The organism is Alkalihalobacillus sp. BA299, from assembly GCF_017745675.1.
In the GTDB taxonomy this organism is placed as follows: Bacteria; Bacillota; Bacilli; order Bacillales; family Bacillaceae_F; genus Alkalihalobacterium.
This window is the reverse complement of record NZ_JAFLJM010000020.1, coordinates 12,393-35,701: the sequence shown is the minus strand read 5'-3', so window position 1 is coordinate 35,701 and position 23,309 is coordinate 12,393. Positions and strand designations below refer to the sequence as shown.

Here is a 23,309-nt window from a genome sequence, read left to right as displayed (position 1 = left end):
TTATAGGAGTCTAAAATATGAACAGAAAAAAGATGATCTTGTTTTATATCACGGTCATCTTGTATTTGTTCTTTCTCACACCTATTTTTTTTGGGGATATAAAAGTTAAAGCATTGGCTACCTTGTTCATTGTGCAAATATTATGGATTGGAAGAGTATTCCCCTTAGCATTCAGTTCATTATTACTAATTTTGATTGTCTCGCTTACCTTTTTTTCCTTTGAAGAAACCCTAAGTTCTTTTGGATCAGGAATTGTTTGGTTACTATTTTCAACCTTCATCATTTCCAATGCATTTATAGAAACTGGTTTAGCGAGCCGAATTTCTTTAAATATGCTAAGGCTGTCTAGAGGATCTGGGAGGCTCTTAGTTTTTATTTCATTCTTTTTAATGTTTGTTCTATCCATTTTAATTCCTTCAAATATTGGCAAGGGTAGTCTTGTAACGTCTATCTTTGATCGAATTTCTAAGAGCATGGAAAAAATTAGTGCCGTGCCAAATTTATCGAAGTCATTATTTATTGGAGTGGCATATATTGTTGCGATATCTGGCGCATTTGTTGCAACTGGGGCTGGATCAACCATATATGCTTATGGGTTACTAGCATCGATCTCGCCCGATCTTAACTATTTAAATTGGATGATTTATTTTGGACCCCCAACCTTCATTTTTATCATAATATTATGGGTTATTTTTTTAGTTTGTTTTCCTCCAGAAAATGTAGTTAAGACAGTTGTTATGAACCTAATAGATGAAAGAGTTGCAAAACTAGGAAAAATAAGTAAACCTGAAGTCAAAATAATTATAATCATTGGGTTCACACTTTTATTATGGGTAACCCAAAGTTTACATGGTTATTCAGTACCAATGGTAGGAATGCTGGGAGCAACATTAACAATAATGCCTAAGGTTGGAGTGTGGGACTGGACTAAAGCAAAGTCAAAGATTGACTGGGATATGATTATTTTCTTCGGAGCTACTATTCTTCTATCTTCTATGCTAATAAATACAGGTACAATTGAGTGGCTAGCAAATCTTTTAGTTAGTTATTTTGCACTACAATCGCCTTTTATTGTTTTATTTTTATTTGTAATTTGTACTGCAATTCTAAGAATTATTTTTGTGAATGTAATAGGGTTTATGACAATTATGATGCCTTTAGGGGTAACTATTGGTCAGAGTATTTCTGGATTAACATCATTAGGAGTTGCAATGGCCGTCTTCTTAACTGGAGTTCCAGGCTTTCTACTAATTACACAGTCTCCTGTACATTTAATTAGTCATTCTTATGGGTACTTTTCAGATAAGGATTTATTCCGTGTTGGAATCATATCATTGTTTTTCTGGTTACTTGTTGTATTTGGTTCCGTATTCTTTTATTGGAATCAAATTTTTTTTAAGAACTAAATGTTAAGACCACTGTGAAGTAAATTATGTGAGGAAGAATAAGTGCAAGAATTAGAGTTTATTAATTTTACGATAGTTGGTGAGTTAATTGTCACAATATTCAATCCCATGTGTTGTTTATCGTGGTGGAACAAGTCGTGGGCTATTTTTTCATAAAAAGGACTTACCTATAGAAATTGAAAAGCAAAAGGAAATCTTCTTATCGGGTATCGATGCTTGGAATCCGTCACAGATTGATGGTTTGGGTAGTGGAACCTCACACACAAGTAAGGTTGTTGTTATTTCCCCACCTTCTGTAGAAGGTGCAGATGTTGATTATACATTCTATCAAATTGGAATCGGGGAACAAATTGTAGATGATAAGGGGACATGCGGAAATTTAATGGCAGCTGTAGGTGCTTTTGCTATTGATGAAGGATTGGTAGGTGTAGAGCTATCACAGGATTATGCTCAGGTAAATGCCTTTAATACGAATATTGGGAAAATGCTCCGACTAAAGGTTCCTGTAGTAAAAAGTAAGGCAAAAGTAAATGGGCAGTATTATCTATCAGGATTGGTTAATCCTGGAGCGAAGCTATTTATAGACATCCTTTCACCTGGTGGTGGAAAGACTGGGAAGACGCTCCCATTAGGCCCGGAAACTAAAATATCGGTAAAAGGTAAAGAGTATTTGGTATCGTTTGTTGATATTGTCAATCCATGTGTTTTTATAGCAGCTGAAGATTTAGGTATAACTGGTATTGAGAAAAATGACGACATTTCAAAGAATGAATCAATATTAAAGAGATTAGAAGCAATTCGGCTTGAAATAGCTATTTTAGCCGGTATGTCTAAGACTAAAGAAGATGCAATGCATTCACCCTCAATTCCTAAGATTGCACTTGTGGCAAAGCCGCAAGACTATGTAACTTCTTCAGGAAAGAAGATTAAAGAAAGCGAGGTTGATATCGTTGCAAAAATGGTCTCTATGGGGAGGTTTCATCGTACATTTGCGGGAAGTGGGCTGTATAATCTGGCAGCAGCTGTTCTTTTATCTAGAACAATACCGAATCATTTTCTTCAAAAATGTTCAAGTAATAAAGATAGCCAAGTTATTAGAATTGGCCACCCAGAAGGAATAGTAGAGGTTCGAGTTGCTATGACAAAGGGTGATCAGGACGTTGACTTTGTTGGTCTTGATCGAACTGCAAGAAGAATTATGAAAGGTGTTATTTATATACCGAATTAATGACCAGATTAAAGCAAATGAAGTTGTAGTGTTATGTCTATATCAATTTAGGAGGAATAAATATGAGTTGGTTAGTTAGAAATCAGGAGGAAGATCCTGCATTAAAGCTTCGTTCTTTCCTTAAACAAGATAATGGAATTATTCAAATACCAGGGGTACATGACGCTATGGCGGGTATTTTGGCAAAAAACTCAGGTTTTAATGCTATTTATCTATCAGGAGCAGCATTTTCGGCTAGTTTAGGCTTGCCTGACCTAGGATTGTTTACGGTAACAGAGCTTGCATCACGTACTCGTGAAATTACAAGAGCGACCGGCTTACCTTTGCTTGTCGATATTGATACGGGGTTTGGCAGTGTACTAAGTGTAACGCGTACGATTCATGAGATGGTCGAAGCCGGTGCTGCTGCTGTTCAAATAGAAGATCAAGATCTTCCAAAGAAATGCGGTCATTTAAATGGTAAAAAGCTAGTAGCCAAGGAAGAAATGGTATTGAAAATTAAAGCTGCTCGTAAGGCAAGTGATAAAATCATCATTATAGCAAGAACAGATGCCAAGGGTGTTGAAGGATTCGACGCTGCTGTAGAGCGTGCAAGAGCATATGTCGAAGCAGGAGCAGATGTAATCTTTCCTGAAGCACTATGTACAAAAGAAGAGTTTAGAAGGTTTGCGGAAGAATTTAAAAGCGTACCACTTTTAGCAAATATGACTGAATTTGGTAAAACTCCTTATTACTCTGCACAGCAATTTGAGGAATGGGGATATAAAATGGTGATATACCCAGTAACATCACTTCGAATTGCTTCAAAAGCAATCGAACAAGTTTATAAATTGATTCTAGAAAAAGGAACACAGAAAGATGCACTTGATGGCATGCAGACAAGGAAAGAACTTTATGAAACGATCAAATATTATGGTTATGAAGATTTAGATAATACAATTGCAAAAACGGTACTAGATTAGAATTAATAGCTCAGTACATCCGAGCTGGGATGTTGCAAAAGAAACTTTAGAAGGCAATTTTATCAAAGGATAGTGCACGTTACGTCTAAAATAAATATATTTAAAAATTTTCGGGGTGTTAAATTATGGAAAAAAATATTAAAGATACTGTAAAAGTTGTCTTCGGAAAAAATGCAGAAAAGTATTATGAAAGTAAATCACATGCTAACGGAATTGATTTGCCTTTAATCATTGATTGGCTTCAACCAGAAGCAGGTTGGATTGCTTTAGATATTGCAACAGGTGGAGGGCATGTGGCTAAAACGGTCGCTCCCTACGTGAAAAAAATGTGTGCTACTGATTTGACTGAAAAAATGCTAGAGAATACTGCTAAGAACTTAAATAAGCAATTTGATAACATTTGGTACACGGTGGCTGATGCCGAGTCACTTCCATTTTTGGCAAATACATTTGATCTCGTAACTTGTCGTATTGCCTCACATCATTTCCCGCATCCCGAAAAATTTATAAATAATGTTTCCCGCGTGTTAAAACCAGGTGGTAGGTTTGTTCTTATTGATAATGTAGTACCTGAGGACCCAAAGAAAGCAGAATTTATGAATACATTTGAAAAGTTAAGAGATGAAAGCCATGTAAGGTGTTTATCGATTGAAGAATGGAGAAGATTATTTGTAGATGCTGCGTTAATTGAAAAGCGATCAACTTCCCGTAAAAAGAAACATGATTTCCCAATTTGGGTTGTCCGCACAGCTAGTAGTGAAGATCAACCAAAACAGGTATCAGAATATATTTTAAAAGCAAATAAAGTTAATAAAGATTATTTTAAAGTTGTTATAGAAAATGAAGAAATTAAATCAGTTGCAATAGATGAATGGATGGTCCTTGTTGAAAAAGGAGAATAATGTAATTATTGACAAAAGTTGCTTATAACACTGAAGAAACCGCTATTCGAAAAGAACAAACTTAAGCAAGTGTCAGGAAACCAATGCTTTTATGGAAGAAATTTATGAAAATCCCAAACAACTAGCAAAGTTATCTAAGGGGTAACATGAACAAGTTAGAATTTTAAGTTATGAGTATTCTCAATAAAGAGGGTATTGGTTTGTATTTTAAGGAAGGGATTTGATTAGATGAAACTACAGGATATACTTGAGATTAAGGAAATATACAGATCAACTAATGTAACGCCTTTTTTTGTTATATATGAAAAAACCTTAGAAAGAGAGGTTTATATGTCTTCTAGGCATGCAACAGAAGGTAAAGGTAAAACAAAGGCAATTATTAGAATTTTAAAGGGGGATGCGGATAGCGGTTCAATGGAAAGATTGGCTGAGTATATAATTGACGAATCGTAGGTATAAAAAACAATTTCTTTTTAACTTTTTTTAAAAAAACCTTTTGTGATTGAAAATTTTAACTATCTACAAAGTGGGACTTTAGCCGAAGAAGATCTGTTACTATACCTTATGTTGCACAGTACAACGATACTATTCAATAGAAAATGTTATTCAAAACCTCTTGACGATTCCATATGGTACATTTATTAATAGCAAGTTGTAAATTTCGTGGCCGTAATCAAGCTAGTGAATTGCTAACATTTTGCTAACGCAATCCAGTGAAAAACCGTAAACTCCCATTAAAAATGTTACATACAGAATTTAACAAAACCTTGATATACCGCATTATTTGCACACAACGTCTAAGATATTACACACTCTCACCTTAGGGGCGGCATGATGTAATCTTGCCCCTGAAACCCTTGGTATAAAAGGATTTGTTAGTAAGGTGAGAGTGGTTTGCTAACATTGAGGAAACTTAACGGAGGCTTCTCATGAGTTCACTGAACTTTTGAGAGGCTTCTTTTTTCATTTCTTGCGTGACGTGGAGGTAAACATTTTTCGTAATTTGGTCATCCGTATGGCCAAGGCGGTCCATAATCTTTTCTAGTGACACACCGGCCTCAGCAAGAAAAGTAGTCTAGCCATTCGGTTTTGAACGGTCTTGGTGACAATGGGGTAACCATGCTGTCGTTCCATTTTGGCAAAGATAAAATCCTTGTTATAGTAACTGTTACCTAAATGCTCAGTGACTTTATTCTGAACCTTTTTGTGTTCTTTCAAAGCGTTAATAACATATTCATCCACGACAATTTTCCGTCTAGACTTTCGGGTTTTCGGAGGGACTAATTGATACCACGGTATTATTATTTGGATGTAATACATCTTGGTAATACTTATCCTGTGATTTTTTAAGTCTACATCCTTCTATTTTAAAGTCCATTATTTTTGCTGTTTCTAAAAACAAGGCAAGCTCTTCTTTTTCAAGATACTTTGGAACTTCTTCTTCTTCTAACGGTTCAACTGTCGATGAATTTTTTTTAGAAACAGTTGCATTTTGCTAAAAATATGTAAATTATATAAATAAGATAAATTATGACGGAAGGGGGAGGAAGAAAAGTTAAGTGATCGCGAACTACATAAATTAGCCACACAGGAGGAGTTTGTTAGACCTTATAACCCTAAATTTTACGAAGGGGCGACAATTAATCTTACTTTAGACACTGATGGTTAGAAAGTACTTTTCCGATGAACTTATCATTCTTGGTAAGGATGTAACAGAACATTATAAGTAAACTGATATTTTTAAAGAAGAGTTTTGGATTCAACCAAAAGAATCGATCCTGATACAAACCCATGAATTTATAACGGTTACTGATAATATGTCAGCGCGAATAAATGAAAAATATGGTGTTATATCACTTGGTCTAATCATTAGCCCTGCTCATTACATGAATCCTGGTTATCAAGGGTAGATTGGTTTAGTTACTTTCAACAAATTCAGTACCAATAAGACTCATTCCGGGAATTAAGATTTGCAAAATAACTTTATTTAAATTAGATACAGAGCATTAAGTCAGCTGCTAAGGATTTGGCAGAGCAAGCTCGAAAAAAATTAAATGAGGGTCTTTTATAATAGTATCTTTTATTATGCATTACAACGATTAACCGTCAAAGAAGTCTCCCAAAAAACTAAAAGTATAATTGAAGAAGTAAGTCAATTAAAAAGGTGGTAAATTTCTATAGAGGAATAAATCATATTGAATAATGTAATTTATTGTTTATAGATGAGAAAAATGCGAAGAGACTAAAAGGATATGAAATGATGAAGAACAATAAAGAAAATTGCCCACATTGTAATGCTGATTTGCAAGGAGAGCCTATACTGAAAAAGCATCAAGGTTCTTATAATGCTACACACTTTACTCGAAAAATTGGAATTTCAGATATTGAAAAAGACAGAATTGTTAAATGGAAATACCCTGATTGTGAAGGGGAGTGGGGTGTAATGAGTCATACGAAGTACAAATAAACTCCCAGAAAAGTTTTTTAAATAGATTTAATCTCAAAAATATGGAAGTTATAGTTAACATTTATATAGTTAAGTGTTAATATTTTTAATGTAGTAATTAATACTACCTTATAATAATCGGTTGTATTTAATACATTCTAAATTAAAAAATGGTGATAATAATGAACGATCCAATATTAAGATTAACAGAAAAAATATCAAAGTTAACAGCTTCCCAACGTAAGGTTGCAGATTATATAATAAAAAATCCAATGGAAGTTGCTTTTTTAACAGTAGATCAGTTGGCAGGTTTAGTGGGGACAAGTACTACAACCATTATGAGACTTACTTTTAACTTAAATTATTCCGGCTATACTGAATTTCAAAAGGAACTACAAGAGCTATTACGTAATCAAGCTGCACCGCATACAAGGCTAGAAGCCAATTTAAAGGACGTACCAGAAAGCGATTTATGGATTCGCTGTGTAGAAAGTCAAATTAGCAATATTAACAAAACCAAAGAAATGATTTCTAATGATACATTGGAAAAAGTTTTAGAATTGATTACTTCTTCTAACCGAATATATTGTGCAAGTGCTAAAAGTGGTCTGCCAGTGGGACAATATTTAACTTTTGGATTAAATCGATTATTAGGAAACTGTGAGCTAATTATTGCCGATCAAAGTGATTGGGTAGATTTGCTTTTAAACCTAAACTCTAATGATTTAGTTATTGCAACAAGTTTCCCGAGATATGCTAGGAGAATTGTAGATTTTGTATCTCAAGCAAAAGAGAGTGGTGTTAAGATAATTACTATTACGGATGGTTATTCATCTCCTCTAATTAAGTACTCTGATATCGTTTTACCATGTAATTCAGGTAGTTTAGCTTTTCATAATTCTCCAATCGCTTCTATGGTTGTTGTGGATTATCTAATTAGTTATATTGCTATAAATTATCCAGATAAGACAAAAGTTCGTCTTGATAAAATGAATGATGTGTTGACTAAAATCAATTATCACTACAATAATAATTAAAAGGTTGAAGGAAAGCATTTTGAGCTTTTTCCTTCAACCTTTTCTTCGTTTTTTTTAATGGAATTATCCAAAAATAAAAAAAGTAAGGGTTTACATAAAAGTGAGGCGATGATATTATGTTTTAAAGGTAGTAATAAATATTACATTATTATTTTTGGTGTAATAAATACTACTAATATCTTAAGTTTAATTGGAAATAGTTTTATAATCGCGCCAAGGAATCATTAACTAAAAGAATTGAGGGGAGAAAAGATTATGAGTAATTTACCTCCGTTATTATCGATTGATATTGTTGAAAGAGTCAAAAAGTTAAACACTACTCTTTTATCAGATGCAATGGGATGTACTGGTTCTATGGACTACAAAATTAAACCTGTGACAAATACAGTAAAGGTAGTCGGTACGGCTCTCACTGTAAGTTTAAGACCAGGGGATAATCTTTTTTTACATCAAGCCATTCATATTGGTGAAGAAGGTTATGTAATCGTTGTTGATGGTAAGGGGCATACCCAAAATGCTTACTTAGGTGAACTAATGGCTTTTGCTGCTAAAGCCAGAGGATTGGAAGGGATGATTATTGATGGTCTAGTACGAGATAAAGATATTCTTAGTCAGCTAGATTTCCCGATTTTTGCAACCGGCTTTATTCCGAATGGTCCTCTTAAAGATGGTCCAGGACAAATTAATACATTGATCTCTTGTGGAGGTGTCTCAGTTCAACCAGGAGATTTAATAATCGGTGACGATGATGGCGTTGTGGTAGTTCCTAAAGATGAAATTGAAACAGCTGTATTAAAAGCAGAGAAGAAACTAGAATATGAAAACAATAGAATAGAAGTTATTAAACAATATGAAGAAAGCCGTAAAGCAGGAGAAGCAACAGGCAGTATTGAGCCATCTTGGTTAAATGAGAAAATTAAATCGTTTAGCTAGATGTTTTGGAGGAGAAAAAAATGAAATTAGGATTTATCGGTTTTGGAGAGGCATCATATGAAATGTCTATGGGTTTAAAAGAAGAAGGTCTAAAAAATATAGTAGCTTTTGACCCATTATGTAATGACGCAAAATTTGGAGGGCTCATTCAAGAACGTGCTAATAAAGCAAGTGTAGTGCTGAAAAATGAACCAGAAAAAGTTGTAAGCGAAGTGGATGTATTGATTGTAGCGGTACCAGCGGATAAAGCACTGCCTGTTAGTCAGTCATTAATGCCTAATTTAAAAGAAGATTGTATTTATATTGATGTATCTGCTTCCACTCCGGATGTGAAAAAAGAAATAAGTCAATATGCTAGTGAAAAAGGTATTACATTCGTAGATGTTGCGATGATGGGACCTTTACCAGTGTATAAGCATCAAGTTCCGATACTTGCTAGTGGCGACGGTACGGATAAGTTCATTGAGCTAATGTCTGATTATAACATGAATATCAGTAAAGTAAGTAATAATGCTGGAGAGGCTTCAGCTGTTAAATTAATCCGTAGTATATTTATGAAAGGGCTTCCGTCCCTATTGTTTGAAATGCTTGAGGCAGCTAGAAAATTTAATGTAGAAGATCTAGTGGTGAAATCAATCGGTGAAACAATGGATAGTAAGACTTTTGAAGAAACGATGAATAGGCTAGTGACTGGAACCTCGATACATGCACTTAGAAGATCTGTAGAATTACAAGGGGCAATTAAAATGTTAGAAGCTGCAAAGGTAGATAATCTAATGTCAAAAGGAGCTTGTGAAAAACTTCGGAAAATTGGAGAGTTTAATTTTAAAGAAAAATTTGCAGGGAAAACTCCAAGTTCTTGGACACGAGTAATTGATGCTATGCAAGAGAGTCGATAATGTCGTCTTTAAATTGGTTTAAAAATTAATCTTGAAATATTTAGGGGGAATAAACATGAAGAAAACAAATCTATTAAAAGGTTTAATGGCATTAACTATGGCTTCTGTACTTACTCTAGTTGGATGTGGGCAAGAACCTTCAACAAGTGAAAACGGTAACGGAGAAAGTAATACGGATACAGCTTTAAATTACCCAACGAAACCAATCAAAATAATTAATCCTTTCTCCGCCGGTGGACCTGCAGATAACACTTCAAGAATTTTAGCTCACCATGGTGAAGAGTTTGTTGGAGAGTCAATTGTTGTAGAAAATCGTGATGGTGGTGGGGGGACAATTGGTCAAACTGCGGGAGCATCAGCAAAACCAGATGGTTATACCTTGACATTAATTACTTCATCGATTGTGAGTAATCCTATTTTTAATGAAGTTAGTTATACTCATGAATCTTTTGAACCAGTTATTATGACAGTAAATGATCCATTCTTTTTAGTAGTTAGTAAAGATGCTCCATTTGATGACACCGCTTCATTTCTAGAATATGCAAAAGAAAACCCTGGCGCAATCAATGTTGGTGTCTCTGGTTCTCAGACAGTTCCAGCTTTTACAGCGAAAGAGTTTGAGGAGAAAACAGGTGTTGAGTTGACGACAGTTCCTTTTGATGGAGAAGCGTTAGCAGTAGCTGCGGCAGCTGGTGGTCATATTGACGCACTTATTGGGAACTTTTCTGGGATTGAAAGTCAAGTAAATAGTGGAACTTTAAAACCAATATTGCTTTTTGATACTGAAAGATCTGATCTTGCACCGGATGTACCACTTGCAGAGGAAGAAGGGATAGACCTCATTTCAGGTTCATGGAGAGGGATTGCAGTACCAGCAGGAACAGATCCGGAAATCATCGAGTATCTTCACGAAGCATTTAAAGCTGCAACAGAAAAGCAGGAATATCAAGATCAAATGGTCAAATCAGGAATTGGTATTACGTATAGAAACTCAGAGGAATTTAAAGCAATTATTGAAGACACTTATAATAAATACATGAATTTCGCAGACAAATAAACAAAAAGGAAAGCTAGTTCTTTCCTTTTTGATGTAAGGAGGACAGTTAAGTTATGGTTAAAACAAATAAAATTTTAGCTATTATCTTTATCGTATTTGCAACTTTCACCCTCCTATGGAGTCTCAGATTTCCTGAAGGTTCTGTATTTTGGCCGCGGTTATTTTCGATCGTTCTTATTTTACTTGCGATTGGATTATTTATCGATACAGTCAAAAAACCAGAACGAGAAGGTACGAGTGAAGCACCCATTTCGGCTTACGAATATAAGATTTTAGCGTTAATCACCGGTACAATCATTATTTATATGTTCTTATTAAATATCATTGGATTTAGTATATTAACTATTTTCCTTATTGGTGGTCTTCTATGGTATTTAGGTTATAGATATATTAAAAAGGTGTTACTTATTTCAATCATTACTTCTGTAGTTATCACAATAATATTTCAGTTCCTTTTGAATGTTCCATTACCACAGGGGTTATTCCAAAACTTTCTATAATTGAGGTGAAAGATCATGTTTGAACTTTGGTTGGGAGCAGTTAGTAGTGTTTTTACACTTCCAAATATGTTGGCGATCCTCTGTGGTGTTCTGTTTGGGATTTTTACAGGAGCGATGCCAGGGTTAAGTTCTACAATGGCTCTAGCTATTATTATCCCATTCACATTTTCAATGGATCCTGCAACAGGTCTAATTTTATTAGGGGCTGTTTACTCAGCCTCCGTGTATGCAGGTTCGATTTCTGCAATTTTACTTAATACCCCCGGTACACCGTCTGCAGCTGCAACAGTATTAGATGGGTATGAAATGACAAAAAAAGGGTTAAGTGCAAAGGCACTAGGATTATCAGCAATAGCTTCTGGTTTCGGAGGGATCGTTAGTGTTCTTTTATTATCAACAGTCGCACCGTTTTTAGCCCTTCAATCATTACGATTTGGTCCGCCAGAGTATTTTGCTCTAGCTGTCTTTGGATTAACGATCATCTCTAGTCTAGCTGGGAAAAATCCGTATAAAGGTCTTCTTGCCGGAGCGTTAGGTGTCTTTGTTGCAACTGTTGGCATGGATCCGATCCAAGGATATCCAAGGTATACATTCGGAAGTTCAGTTTTGATCGAAGGATTTACATTAATCCCGGTGCTCATAGGGTTATTTTCTGCTTCACAAGCATTTAGCTTAATGATTTCCTCGAAAAATTCTAAAGGAAATAAATCAACAGAGGATTCAGACATACCAAGCTTTTCTGGAAGTTTCTTACCGAAGCCCAAAGAACTATTAAAACTTTTTCCTAATATGGGACGATCATCTATCATTGGTACGATGATTGGAATTATTCCAGGTGTCGGTACGGATCCAGCTGCATTTATCGCTTATAATGAAGCTAAACGTTGGTCGAAAGAAAAAGATCAATTTGGAAAAGGGTCTGTTCATGGGCTAGTTGCACCAGAGTCCTCTAATAATGCGGTTACTGGGGGATCATTAATCCCACTGTTGTCGCTTGGAATTCCAGGAAACGCGGTATCTGCCGTATTTTTAGGTGGTTTATTAATTCATGGATTAAGGCCAGGAGCAGAATTATTTGTTCATAGTGGTCACATTGTTTATGCTCTATTCTTTAGTTTGTTTATTGCTAATATATTAGTGATAATAATTGGTATAACAGGAGCGAAGGCATTTTCAAAAGTATTGATCGTTAAACCTATCGTTTTAGGACCGGTTATTTTAATATTAAGTATTGTTGGGTCTTACGCTATTCATAACAATTATTTTGATATCTGGATTATGCTTGCGTTTGGCTTATTAGGTTTTATTCTTCGAAGCTATGGTTTCCCGTTAGCACCTATTGTATTAGCATTAATATTAGGACCTAAGGCAGAGACGAGTTTGAGTCAATCAATGCTAATTTCTAACAATGATTGGACCATTTTCTTTACTCGTCCAATATCTGCAGTTCTGTTGATAGTAGCTGTCATTACTTTTATTAGTCCTTTTATTCGTTTTTCCAAAAAGAAAAAAGAAATAGTATAACTAATCCTATCTTGTTATTATTTTAAATTACTATGGGGCAGCTAATTAAATGGGGAATTCTAGCAGGAAAGAAAATCCGTGGTTGTATCCACGGATTTTTGAATTTATCTAATTGTGCTTTTTCTTAAAGAAATTGAAGAGGCCTTCTTTTTTTATACCGATAAACTGTCTAAAATCTTTTCTTGAATATGCAGTAAACACATAGTGTAACGTAAGCAATAAAAAGCACCTTATGGCTAATTGTTCATTAGAAAAGTTCTCAATAGAATTACTCACATCTTTTACATCTTCTAATATTTTTTGAGAAGGTTTATTCCATTGTTCTGGATCTAACATATTTTTATTAAACACTTGTATTATTTGATCGCTTATTGATCGATCACTTTCAGAAAGTTCGTTTAATAATCTTTGTACCAATAAACCATTTTCACCTTTGCTTTTTTGCTTGTAGAAATAGGTGATTAAATCTTTATATTGAATTTCATATATTTTTTCACTAAGTTCACACCAGGTTAACTGATCTATTTCTTCTTGATTTAAATTAATCGTTATCATCATTACCCCCTATGAAAATATAATTATTTTCGTTGTAGTAACATGTACAGATAATTAATAGAATGATAACATAAAATTTCAATGAAAGAAATATTTTTTACAAAATATATAATGTAATAAAAATAACTAACATAAATAAGGAGTTTGAGATAGTAATTTAGGAAGGAAAGAGGTCAGTTTAATGAAAAGAAATACAAACAAAATTTGGATTATGATTTGTACTTCTTTATTTATGTTTAGCCTTGTAGGGAGTAGGCCACTAATACCGGTATATTCGAGTTTTTTAGGAGCAACTAATTTTCAAATAGGATTAATTATTGCTCTTTTTTCATTAATGCCACTATTCATAGCAGTTCCATTCGGTAAAATAATTGATAAATTAGGTAGTAAGATACCTTTAATTTTAGCGGTCATGTTAGGAAGTATTTCATTAATAATCCCTTATTTTTTTAATGCTCTTACTGGATTATACATTTCCCAAATCTTAGCAGGTCTTGCACAGTTAATTTTTGTGCTTGCAATGCAAACCTATTTAGGGGAATTTTCAAAAAGTAAATTAAGGGATTACTATATAGCGATTTTCAGTATTGGAGTGGCAATTGGGAGTTTTGCGGGACCATTAGCTAGTGGCTTTCTGACAGATAGTGCCGGATATTCTAATGCATTAGCTATTTTAGGGATCGTAATAATTAGTACGTTTCCCTTTATATTTTTCCTTAAACAAGGAAAAGAGAGAGCTTCGCAAAAAGAAAAGGTACAAGTAGAAAAAAAGAAGTCGTTCGACTTACTCTTTATTTCAGATTTACGCAAAGCATTTCTAGTAAGTGCCGTTGTTTTGTTGGCAAAGGATATTTATCTAGCCTTTTTTCCATTAATTGCAATGGATAAAGGAATGTCAGCTTCAGTAATTGGATTCATTATCTCCTTAAATGCGATAGCTGGGATCGCAATCCGTGTTCTACTACCGCATCTCATAAAAAAATATAGTAGAAGTATAGTAATTGCATACTCAATTATGAGTGCAGGTATAATTTTTATTTTAACCCCATTATTATCCAATGTTTTTTTGTTAGGTTTTTTTTCATTTATTCTTGGACTAAGCTTAGGAATTGGTCAACCGCTTTCTATATCAATTACAATAAATTCTTTACCGAAAGAAAGAGTTGGGGAAGGTCTTGGACTGAGACTATCTATTAACAAAATGACTCAGGTATTAATGCCCGTATTATTGGGTGGCATATCAGCTGTTGGTGGTATGGCGAGTGTTTTTTATATTTCAGGATTATTGATCATGATGGGATCTTTTAATTCAAAGAAAAAAACTGAGGATTAATTCAATTATTCTATACTTTTTAATGTTTGCAATCACAGAATTGCTAACATTTTGCTAACGCAATCCAATGAAAAACGGTAAATTCCAGTTAAAGATGTTACAGTAAGAAATTAACAAAACCTAAGTATACCGCACTTTCCACGCACCAGGTTAAAGATTTTACACACTCTCATCTAAGGGGCGGTATGATGTAAGTTGCCCCTCAAACCCTTGATATATAAGGATTTTTAAGTGGTTTGCTAACAAAAATAATAACATAGTGTAAGTTATTTGAGGCTACTCAACTTTTGAGTAGCCTCTCTTAATTTTGGAAATATTATTAGTTGTCAATACTTAAATATTCTTAATCACCATATACAAAAGCAGACAATGCTCAAAATTAGATATGTCTAAATTAGTCAATTGCTTTATTTTTTCTAACCGATAGTTCAATGAGTTACGGTGAATAAATAGTTCACGTGCTGTTTCGCTTATATTCATATTACATTTACAATACATTAAGAACGTAAGAGATAATACATCAAAGCTGTCATGTTCAAGAAAGGAAAGAAATTTTCCATGTAGTTTTTTAAAGGATTTTTGAGTTAACTCACTTAAAAGTATTTCTAACAAGACAGTTAGGTCATTGTAATTATATAAATTGGTATTATTATTTATTTTTTTTCCAGCTTCTAGTGTTTTTAGAGCATCTTGATAAGATTTTACTACCCCATTAATCCCAGTGTTAGTGTGCAAATCTCCTATTGCTACAAAAGCAGATAAATTATATTTATTTTCTAAAAGTATATTTAGTTTTTTTGTCTTATCATCAAGTCTTTTAAAAAAAGAATCATCAATTTTATTTAAATGTACGGTTTTTAAAATACAATACTGTTCAAAATTTAAGGCTCCAATCAAATCTTCTTGGTCATCTTTAAATAAATAACTAATAATTTCAAGCAAATCATACTGAAACTGCTGGATGTTTGGGTGACGACTATTTCTATCAACATTTAAGGCTGTTTTGATTTCAAAAACTAAACAAATGCGATTTAACGTTAGATCAAAACCTAACATTTTACTATACCTTATAATATAATCCGTTTCCTGTTTACTGTTGTCAAAATGAAGAATATAATGAATCAATTTCTCTATTGAACTTGCTTCAAAAGATTTTATTTCTTTTCTTATTTCCTCATGACACATCATTTCAATATGATTTTTAACGAGGTGAATATAATTTTCCGTTTCTAAATTCTCTTCAATTCTTCCTATTATACCAATAGCGCCTAAAACTTCCCCATTAACGATAATTGGTGCTGCAACTCCAGGGAAAATATTTGTGTATTTTTGTGAATCTTTCTCATTCCAATACATTAACTTCTTGCTTTTTATAACTATTGAAAATAATTCGTCAAATATCCCTATCCTTGTCCTGTCACTTACACCAATTAAATACCCATGTTCATCTGAAATACTTACAGGATAACCTATGATTTTAGAAGTATCATCTGAAACTTTTTGAGCAATCTGTTTTAAAATCATTTCCTTTCACCATTTTCTGAGATTTTTAGTTAATTTAATCCGTAAAAATCAAATTCTATGTTTGATGAAATTATCTAACAAATAAAGCAAATTGTAAAATTGAATACACTTCCATTATTGAAAAATGTTTTATTTATTATGATTATCGTGCAAATTGCACAATGATAATAATTAAAATATTCAGTTTTTTCGTGCAATATAGGCGTTGTAATACCGACTTTAAACGGAATATAATTAAAATTACAAAGATTCAGATTTATCATAACATTTGGGTATTAATGGTTAATTTGACTAATGTTAAAAGATTATTAAATTATGTGACTGGAAAAGTGAGAGGTAAAGTTTAAATCAGACAAACCATTTCATTCTAATTTTGGAATTGTACTGAATGAGTAATACTTCTACACCTTAGAAAGGGGAAGATCTTATGAGAAATCAATTTGATTTAATTATTGTTGGTGGCGGGATTATGGCAGCTAGTCTTGCATATAACCTGCGCAAGGATGGTTTTACCGGGAGTATATGTATCTTTGAAAAGGATTCTACTTACGAATATTCTTCAACCCCTCGAAGCGAAGGGGGAATACGGCAAACCTTTAGCACAGAAATAAATATCAAAATGAGCCAATATAGCTATCAAGTCTACAAAAAATTTGAAGAAGAAATGGCAATGGATGGAGAGCCTTGCCATATTGATTTTCATCAAAATGGTTATTTGTATTTACTAAATGATAAATCTCTCCCTATTTTCAAAGAGATCATGAAAATTCAGAAGTCCCTCGGGGTACGAGCGGATCTAATGAATCAACACGAAACGAAATATTTCTTTCCTGAACTTAATGTAGAAGATTTAGCTGGATCTGTATTTGATCCAGATGCAGGGAATGCAGATCCATACTCTGTGTTACAAGGTTATTTAAAAAAGATTAAATCAATGGGAGTTTCCTTCATTCATGGGGAAGTTGAAACCATTTTAACTGAAACTCAGAAAGTGACAGGCATTAAAATGAAAACTGGGGAATCGTATCATGCGCCAATCGTTGTGAACGCTGCAGGGGCATGGTCAGGAGAATTAAGCAAAAAGATCGGTATAGAGATACCTGTTAAACCAGTTCGCCGTCAATTATTCAGTATAGATACTACGGAAAAATTTAAAAATACTATTCCATTCACATTTGATCCTACTGGGCTACATTTTCGCGGAGAAGGCTCGAAAATTGTTGTTGGATGGGCTAAAGATGTTTCATACGGATATGATTTTAAACTAGAAAAGTCCTTTTTTGAAGAGGAGATTTGGCCAGTTCTTGCTGAAAGATGTCCAAACTTTGAACAATTAAAAGTAGAACGAGGTTGGGCTGGACTCTATGATTATAATCCTATTGATCATAATGCGATTATTGGAGGTCATCCAGCATTGAAGGGGTATTACATTATTTCTGGGTTTAGCGGACATGGATTCCAACATGCACCAGCCGCAGGAAAAGGCCTTTCAGAATTAATCCATTTAGGAAAATTTGAAACGATTGATATGTCGCCATTATCTGTTGAGAGGTTTGCTGCAAATAAACCCGTTTTGGAAACGGCAGTATATTAATCAAAAAAATAGACGGAGGGATAATGATGAGATTAAAAGAAAAAGTAACGATCATAACAGGTGGAAGCCAAGGGATTGGCGAAGCCACTGCAAAAAAACTTGGTGAACATGGCTCAAAAATTGTTATTGCAGACATAAATGAAGAGACAGGGTTGAAAACCGTTAACGAATTAAGAGAACTAGACATCGATGCGATTTTTGTCAAAACAGATGTTAGTAATGAAACAGATGTGAAAGGCCTAATCCAAACTGCTGAAGACCACTTTGGAGGCCTTGACGCACTAGTCAATAATGCAGCAGCTACACTTCGTAAATCAGCCAAAGACACTTCATTAGAAGAGTGGCAAAAAGTCCTAAATGTAAACTTAACTGGCACCTTCCTTTGTTCAAAGTATGCTATTCCAGCAATGGAAAAACGGGAAGGGGGAGCAATCGTGAATATGGCTTCTTGGCATGCAGATAGAACCATTACACGATTTGCTGCTTACGCTGCTTCTAAAGGTGGCATGACAGCCTTGACAAGGCAAATGGCTTTAGATTGCGGCCCGCTTAATATCCGTGTGAATGCTGTATGTCCTAGTACTGTCGATACACCCATGTTATATGAATCATTTAAAAGCCTGCCAGACCCAGAAGAGGCATTTAAACAGACGTTAGCTTATCAACCACTTGGCAGAATTGCAACTGGAGAAGACATTGCGAATGCCTGTTTATTTCTTATTTCAGACGAATCAGCTTATATTAGCGGGCACTCACTAATGGTAGATGGTGGGACGTTCAATAAAGTGGCTAGGCCATTAATGTTTGATTGATTTTAGTCGGGTTATTTAGGGATGAATATACCATACTGTACAAAAAATAATTGATTGGAGATGTTTATGCTAAATAACAATATTCGCTTACCAAAGTTATCTGAAATATTTACGGTTCTTGCATTGTTTTTAGTTATCATGTATTTTTCTCTCGCGGTTTTCAATTTCCCTATTCATTTACCACTCATAGCAGCATGGTTTTTAGTCATATTTCTTGGATTGCGTCTTGGACATTCATACAATAGTTTACAAACATCCATTTCTAACGGAATCCACGCTGGATTAGAAGCAATACTCGTTATCATTTTCGTCGGTGCTTTAATTGGAACTTGGATAGCGGGTGGGGTTGTCCCATCCATTATCTATTATGGATTAGAGATTATTCATCCTAGTATTTTTCTTTTAGCTACATTAATAATTTGTGCAGTTACCGCACTAGCGACAGGTACTTCCTGGGGAACGGTTGGAACGGCTGGTATCGCAATGATGGGGATTGGCGAAAGTTTCGGATTACCTCTATCTCTAGTAGCTGGTGCGGTAATATCAGGGGCATATTTTGGTGATAAACTGTCTCCTCTCTCAGATACCACTGTCATGACAGCTTCTCTAGCGAGAGTAGAATTAATAGCTCATGTCCGATCAATGCTTGTCATAGGATTCCCTGCCCTTTTGATTTCTGGAATTCTATTCTTGATAGCTGGGTTTTTATTTAACAAAAATGGGAGTGATATGAGCGTTGTTCAAGAAAATATCAATGCGTTGAATGCTAATTTTAATGTTGGCTGGTACATGCTTATTCCCATGTTAATCGTTATTATCATGTTAGCTAGGAGAATGCCAACTATACCTACACTTGCGATAGGTTCTGTGTTAGGAATCATTTGGGCTTGGTTGTTTCAAGGAGCGGATGTTATTCAAGCAATAGCAACCTTATATAGTGGTTTTAGTATCGAATCTGGAGTTCCTTTTATTGATCAATTGTTTAATCGCGGCGGTATTGAATCTATGTTAGGTCTTATTTCGATCATGATATTAGCATTAGGTTTTGGTGGATTAATGGATCATGTTGGTACCTTAGATGTTCTTAGAGATAGGTTAGCTAAATTTATTACAGGTTCTGGAAGTTTAACTTTAGCAACAATTATATCTGCCTTCATGGGTAATTTCTTTGGGAGTGCAGGGTACGTTTCATTAATTACAGGGGCTAAAATGACGGATAAAAGTTATGAAAAATTAAAGATAGACAGACGTGTTTTATCTAGAAATGTGGAGACTGGAGGCACCTTGACTGCACCTATGGTAGGTTGGTCCGATAACGGTTTATATATGGCTGCCGTACTTGGTGTAGCGACCATGTCCTATATCCCATTTTTATGGCTGAACTTCGTTGCGATTGGTATCGCTTTGTTTTATGGATTTTCTGGTAAATTTATTTGGTATGTAGAAGACAGTGAACCAAACAAAAGTGAGGAATTAGACACTAAAGTTCCAAACATAAATGCATAGTATCATAATCTACTAAAACTAGTTACTTTTTGGAGGTGGAAAAAATGGGTAAGAAGATTGATTTAAACTGCGATATGGGAGAAGGTTTTGGTCCTTATAGTTTTGGTATGGATGAAGAGATCATTCAATTAGTTTCTTCAGCCAATATTGCTTGCGGATTTCACGCAGGAGATCCTAATATAATGGATCACACTGTAGAAATGGCGAAGGAACATAATGTTGGAATTGGAGTTCACATAGGGTTTCCTGACCGTTTAGGTTTTGGTAGAAGGGATATAGATGTATCACGAAAAGATTTAATGAACTATATCATTTATCAAATAGGTGCATTGGAATCATTTTGCAAAAAACATCAAGTTGGCATTCAGCATGTCAAGGCGCATGGGAGTATGGGCAACATGTCATTTGTGAATCGGATGATTGCTGATGCTATTGTAGACGCTGTTCAATTGGTGATTCCTGAAACGAAATTATTTGTATTGCCAGGAACTGAAATTCATAAGGCAGCAGCAGAAAAAGGATTATCTTTTGTTCTAGAAGTTTTTGCAGATCGTGCATACAACAAGGATGCAACACTTGTCTCACGTAAATTACCAGGTGCTGTTATCAAAAAACCGGAAGAAGCAGCTGAGAATGTATTAAGAATGATTTTAGAAGGAAAAGCAAAAACACTTGATGGAGATTTGATTGATATTCAAGCAGACAGTGTTTGTGTTCACGGAGACACTCAAGGTGCACTTGAAATTGTACGTTACCTAAAAGGACGAATAGAAGAAAAAGGGATTGAAATTGCTCCTGTAGGAAAGTGGCATAAGTAGATGATCTACGTTCAAAGAAAGGAGTAATAGTCTTGGAAACTCAAACCATTAATCTTGCACCATCTTATTTCATGATGGGTGATAAAGCCATTGTAATTCAGTTTAAACAGAACATATCTATTGAAACGAATAAGAAAGTTCAAATTAGCGCTCGTATAATCGAAGACAGAAAGATAGTAGGAATAACCCAGCTCCTTCCTGCCTTTAATAATCTTACGGTTTGCTATGACCCTCTTGTAATAAGACATGATGAATTATTACAAGAGCTTAAAAAAATAGAGAGTCACATTTCAGGAGATATTCAGCTGGACAATAAAACGCTTTATGTGCCAGTCGCTTTCGGGGGGGAGTATGGTCCTGATTTAGAAGAAATAGCAAACCATGCCGGACTTAGCCAGGAAGAGGTCATTTCGATTCTCCAAAAAACCCCTTACTACGTATATATGATTGGATTTATTGCAGGTTATCCGTACAGCGGTGATATAGATAAAAGATTATCTATTCCTAGGCGGTCTAATCCTCGTATGAAAGTAGAGAAAGGGACAGTGCAAATTGTTAATAACTTAACGGGTATTTTTACGATGACGGCACCATCAGGATGGCATTTAGTTGGATGGACACCAATGGAAATATTTAATCCTAATTTGGAGCAAATTAGTAGGCTCAATGCGGGAGATTATATCCAATATATTGAGATTAGTAAAGAAGAAGCTGAACTGTGGAACCAAGAGCGGCAGTGGGAGTGGGATCTAAAATGGAATTCATGAAAGTAATTAAACCGGGATTATTAACAACGATTCAAGATTTGGGCCGCCCTGAACATCGTGTTTTTGGCGTATCCGCCTCCGGTGCAATGGATTCATTCTCTTTCAGGATAGCTAACATTCTTGCTGGAAATGAAGAAAATGCAGCTGCATTGGAAGCAACATTAGTAGGTCCACATCTGGTCTTTCAACAGGATGGTGTTATGGCCATAACTGGCGGGAATTTATCACCATCTTTAAATAACAAACCCATTTCGATGTGGAAAGCTATAAGTATAAAAAAGGGAGATGAATTAACCTTTGGTCGTTGTCTAGATGGCTGTCGTTCGTATATTGCTTTTTCTGGAGGGATTGATGTACCAGAAGTAATGGGAAGCAGGTCCACCTATATTCGTGGGAATTATGGAGGGCTTGAAGGCAGAGCCCTTAAATCTGGTGACTCTCTTATGGTTGGTAAGTCTATATTCCATTATAAGGACCTAAATGGAAGAAGACTTCGTCCGATTGATACTCCGAATTTTGAGACGATTCGTCCCGTTCGAATTATACTTGGACCGCATCATCAAGAGTTTACAGAGGATTCTCTCAATAAATTTTTAAATGAAGAGTATACATTGTCCAATGAATCGGATCGCATGGGGTATCGACTCTCAGGACCACAACTTGAACACATAAATGGACCAGATATTATTTCCGACTTTATTTCAATGGGAACCGTGCAGGTTCCAGGTAATGGATATCCAATTATACACATGGCAGATTGTGGAACATCTGGAGGATATACAAAAATCGGTGTGGTTATAACAGCAGATTTATCATTTCTAGGACAAAGAAAACCCGGAGATAAAATTGTTTTTCAACCAATTAATATCGAAGAAGCTCACCATGAATTGAGAATACAAGAAACATTACTTTCAGAATTATCTTTAAATAATGAAATGATAGCAAAATTAACGTAATTTAATCGTTTTTACAATAAAGGGAGTGTTGATTGTGTTTAAAGTCCATGAGATTAGTGATGTGATCAAGCTAGTTGATCATTCATCAGTTCAAGAATTTACTCTTGAACAAGCGGATACAAAAATAACCATAAAAAAAGTCATCACGGAAAAGAACCTAACTGAAACACCTGTCAAAAATTCTGTTTCAGAGGTCATTATTTCACCTGATTTGGTAGAAGGCAATCAAGCTGAAAATCAAAAGGTAGAAGAGATCACAAGCAAGGCTAGCGAGAACTTGGTAGAAATCACCTCTCCGATGATAGGAACATTTTATTCAAGTCCAAACCCTGAATCAGCTCCTTTTGTGGAAGTAGGAAAGAAAATTCAGCCACAAGATATCGTCTGTATCCTTGAAGCTATGAAACTATTTAATGAAATCGAAGCAGAAGTAAAAGGAGAAATTGTAGAGATATTAGTAGAAGACGGTCATTTAGTAGAATACGGCCAACCTATGTTTTTAGTCAAAGTAGATTAATTCATCCTAAGTTAATTGAAGTAATAAACGAAT

General features: G+C 34.8%; 23 protein-coding genes. 21 read left to right on the top strand and 2 right to left on the bottom strand.

Annotated elements, in window-relative coordinates; translation table 11 throughout:
- Positions 1–17 precede the first annotated feature (17 nt).
- The 13 genes from J0N78_RS20920 (at position 18) to J0N78_RS20865 (ending at position 12,894) form a co-directional block, all read left to right on the top strand.
- The gene (locus tag J0N78_RS20920; protein ID WP_209125075.1) at positions 18–1,406 is read left to right on the top strand and encodes an SLC13 family permease; all 1,389 of its coding nucleotides are present in this window, start codon (positions 18–20) and stop codon (positions 1,404–1,406) included.
- Positions 1,407–1,494: 88 nt separating this feature from the next.
- A complete protein-coding gene (locus J0N78_RS20915; protein WP_209125074.1) occupies positions 1,495–2,634 on the top strand; it encodes a PrpF domain-containing protein in 1,140 nt (379 codons plus the stop codon).
- A gap of 62 nt (positions 2,635–2,696) precedes the next feature.
- Positions 2,697–3,596 (top strand): methylisocitrate lyase, encoded by a 900-nt coding sequence (gene prpB, locus J0N78_RS20910; RefSeq protein ID WP_209125073.1) that lies wholly within the window; start codon positions 2,697–2,699, stop codon positions 3,594–3,596.
- A 125-nt stretch (positions 3,597–3,721) separates the two neighbouring features.
- A complete protein-coding gene (locus J0N78_RS20905; protein WP_209125072.1) occupies positions 3,722–4,498 on the top strand; it encodes a class I SAM-dependent methyltransferase in 777 nt (258 codons plus the stop codon).
- 228 nt (positions 4,499–4,726) lie between these two features.
- Positions 4,727–4,951, top strand: coding sequence for a hypothetical protein (locus J0N78_RS20900; protein ID WP_209125071.1), 225 nt, complete (start codon positions 4,727–4,729; stop codon positions 4,949–4,951).
- 1,283 nt (positions 4,952–6,234) lie between these two features.
- A complete protein-coding gene (locus tag J0N78_RS26580; protein ID WP_374193950.1) occupies positions 6,235–6,408 on the top strand; it encodes a dCTP deaminase domain-containing protein in 174 nt (57 codons plus the stop codon).
- A 350-nt stretch (positions 6,409–6,758) separates the two neighbouring features.
- Positions 6,759–6,965 (top strand): hypothetical protein, encoded by a 207-nt coding sequence (locus J0N78_RS20895; RefSeq protein WP_209125070.1) that lies wholly within the window; start codon positions 6,759–6,761, stop codon positions 6,963–6,965.
- A 161-nt stretch (positions 6,966–7,126) separates the two neighbouring features.
- On the top strand, positions 7,127–7,981 hold the full coding sequence (locus J0N78_RS20890) for a MurR/RpiR family transcriptional regulator (RefSeq protein WP_209125069.1): 855 nt from the start codon (positions 7,127–7,129) through the stop codon (positions 7,979–7,981).
- A gap of 255 nt (positions 7,982–8,236) precedes the next feature.
- A complete protein-coding gene (locus J0N78_RS20885) occupies positions 8,237–8,914 on the top strand; it encodes an RraA family protein (protein WP_209125068.1) in 678 nt (225 codons plus the stop codon).
- Between the two features lie 20 nt (positions 8,915–8,934).
- A complete protein-coding gene (locus J0N78_RS20880; protein WP_209125067.1) occupies positions 8,935–9,813 on the top strand; it encodes a prephenate dehydrogenase/arogenate dehydrogenase family protein in 879 nt (292 codons plus the stop codon).
- A 55-nt stretch (positions 9,814–9,868) separates the two neighbouring features.
- The gene (locus J0N78_RS20875) at positions 9,869–10,870 is read left to right on the top strand and encodes a tripartite tricarboxylate transporter substrate binding protein (RefSeq protein WP_209125066.1); all 1,002 of its coding nucleotides are present in this window, start codon (positions 9,869–9,871) and stop codon (positions 10,868–10,870) included.
- A gap of 53 nt (positions 10,871–10,923) precedes the next feature.
- The gene (locus J0N78_RS20870) at positions 10,924–11,370 is read left to right on the top strand and encodes a tripartite tricarboxylate transporter TctB family protein (protein ID WP_209125065.1); all 447 of its coding nucleotides are present in this window, start codon (positions 10,924–10,926) and stop codon (positions 11,368–11,370) included.
- Positions 11,371–11,385: 15 nt separating this feature from the next.
- Entirely contained in the window at positions 11,386–12,894 is a 1,509-nt protein-coding gene (locus tag J0N78_RS20865) for a tripartite tricarboxylate transporter permease (protein WP_247747464.1), read from the top strand.
- 108 nt (positions 12,895–13,002) lie between these two features.
- Here the strand turns inward: J0N78_RS20865 and J0N78_RS20860 are convergent, their stop codons facing one another.
- Positions 13,003–13,449: a hypothetical protein gene (locus J0N78_RS20860; RefSeq protein WP_209125064.1), complete on the bottom strand. Its 447-nt coding sequence runs from the start codon at positions 13,447–13,449 to the stop codon at positions 13,003–13,005.
- A gap of 181 nt (positions 13,450–13,630) precedes the next feature.
- On the opposite strand from J0N78_RS20860, the gene J0N78_RS20855 reads away from it, so the two are divergent.
- The gene (locus J0N78_RS20855) at positions 13,631–14,782 is read left to right on the top strand and encodes an MFS transporter (protein ID WP_209125063.1); all 1,152 of its coding nucleotides are present in this window, start codon (positions 13,631–13,633) and stop codon (positions 14,780–14,782) included.
- A gap of 333 nt (positions 14,783–15,115) precedes the next feature.
- On the opposite strand, the gene J0N78_RS20850 is transcribed toward J0N78_RS20855, so the two are convergent.
- A complete protein-coding gene (locus tag J0N78_RS20850; protein ID WP_209125062.1) occupies positions 15,116–16,306 on the bottom strand; it encodes a sugar diacid recognition domain-containing protein in 1,191 nt (396 codons plus the stop codon).
- Positions 16,307–16,733: 427 nt separating this feature from the next.
- Between J0N78_RS20850 and J0N78_RS20845 the strand changes: the two genes are divergently transcribed.
- The 7 genes from J0N78_RS20845 (at position 16,734) to accB (ending at position 23,276) form a co-directional block, all read left to right on the top strand.
- Complete coding sequence (locus tag J0N78_RS20845) at positions 16,734–17,900, top strand: NAD(P)/FAD-dependent oxidoreductase (protein WP_209125061.1); 1,167 nt, start codon at positions 16,734–16,736, stop codon at positions 17,898–17,900.
- Positions 17,901–17,926: 26 nt separating this feature from the next.
- A complete protein-coding gene (locus J0N78_RS20840; protein ID WP_209125060.1) occupies positions 17,927–18,712 on the top strand; it encodes an SDR family NAD(P)-dependent oxidoreductase in 786 nt (261 codons plus the stop codon).
- Between the two features lie 66 nt (positions 18,713–18,778).
- A complete protein-coding gene (gene nhaC / locus J0N78_RS20835; RefSeq protein ID WP_209125059.1) occupies positions 18,779–20,218 on the top strand; it encodes a Na+/H+ antiporter NhaC in 1,440 nt (479 codons plus the stop codon).
- 44 nt (positions 20,219–20,262) lie between these two features.
- Positions 20,263–21,036 (top strand): LamB/YcsF family protein, encoded by a 774-nt coding sequence (locus J0N78_RS20830; protein ID WP_209125058.1) that lies wholly within the window; start codon positions 20,263–20,265, stop codon positions 21,034–21,036.
- A gap of 32 nt (positions 21,037–21,068) precedes the next feature.
- Positions 21,069–21,803, top strand: coding sequence for a 5-oxoprolinase subunit PxpB (gene pxpB / locus J0N78_RS20825; RefSeq protein ID WP_209125057.1), 735 nt, complete (start codon positions 21,069–21,071; stop codon positions 21,801–21,803).
- Entirely contained in the window at positions 21,791–22,759 is a 969-nt protein-coding gene (locus J0N78_RS20820) for a 5-oxoprolinase subunit C family protein (protein ID WP_209125056.1), read from the top strand. Before pxpB ends, J0N78_RS20820 begins: the two co-directional genes overlap by 13 nt.
- 34 nt (positions 22,760–22,793) lie before the next feature.
- The gene (gene accB, locus J0N78_RS20815; RefSeq protein WP_209125055.1) at positions 22,794–23,276 is read left to right on the top strand and encodes an acetyl-CoA carboxylase biotin carboxyl carrier protein; all 483 of its coding nucleotides are present in this window, start codon (positions 22,794–22,796) and stop codon (positions 23,274–23,276) included.
- Positions 23,277–23,309: the final 33 nt, after the last annotated feature.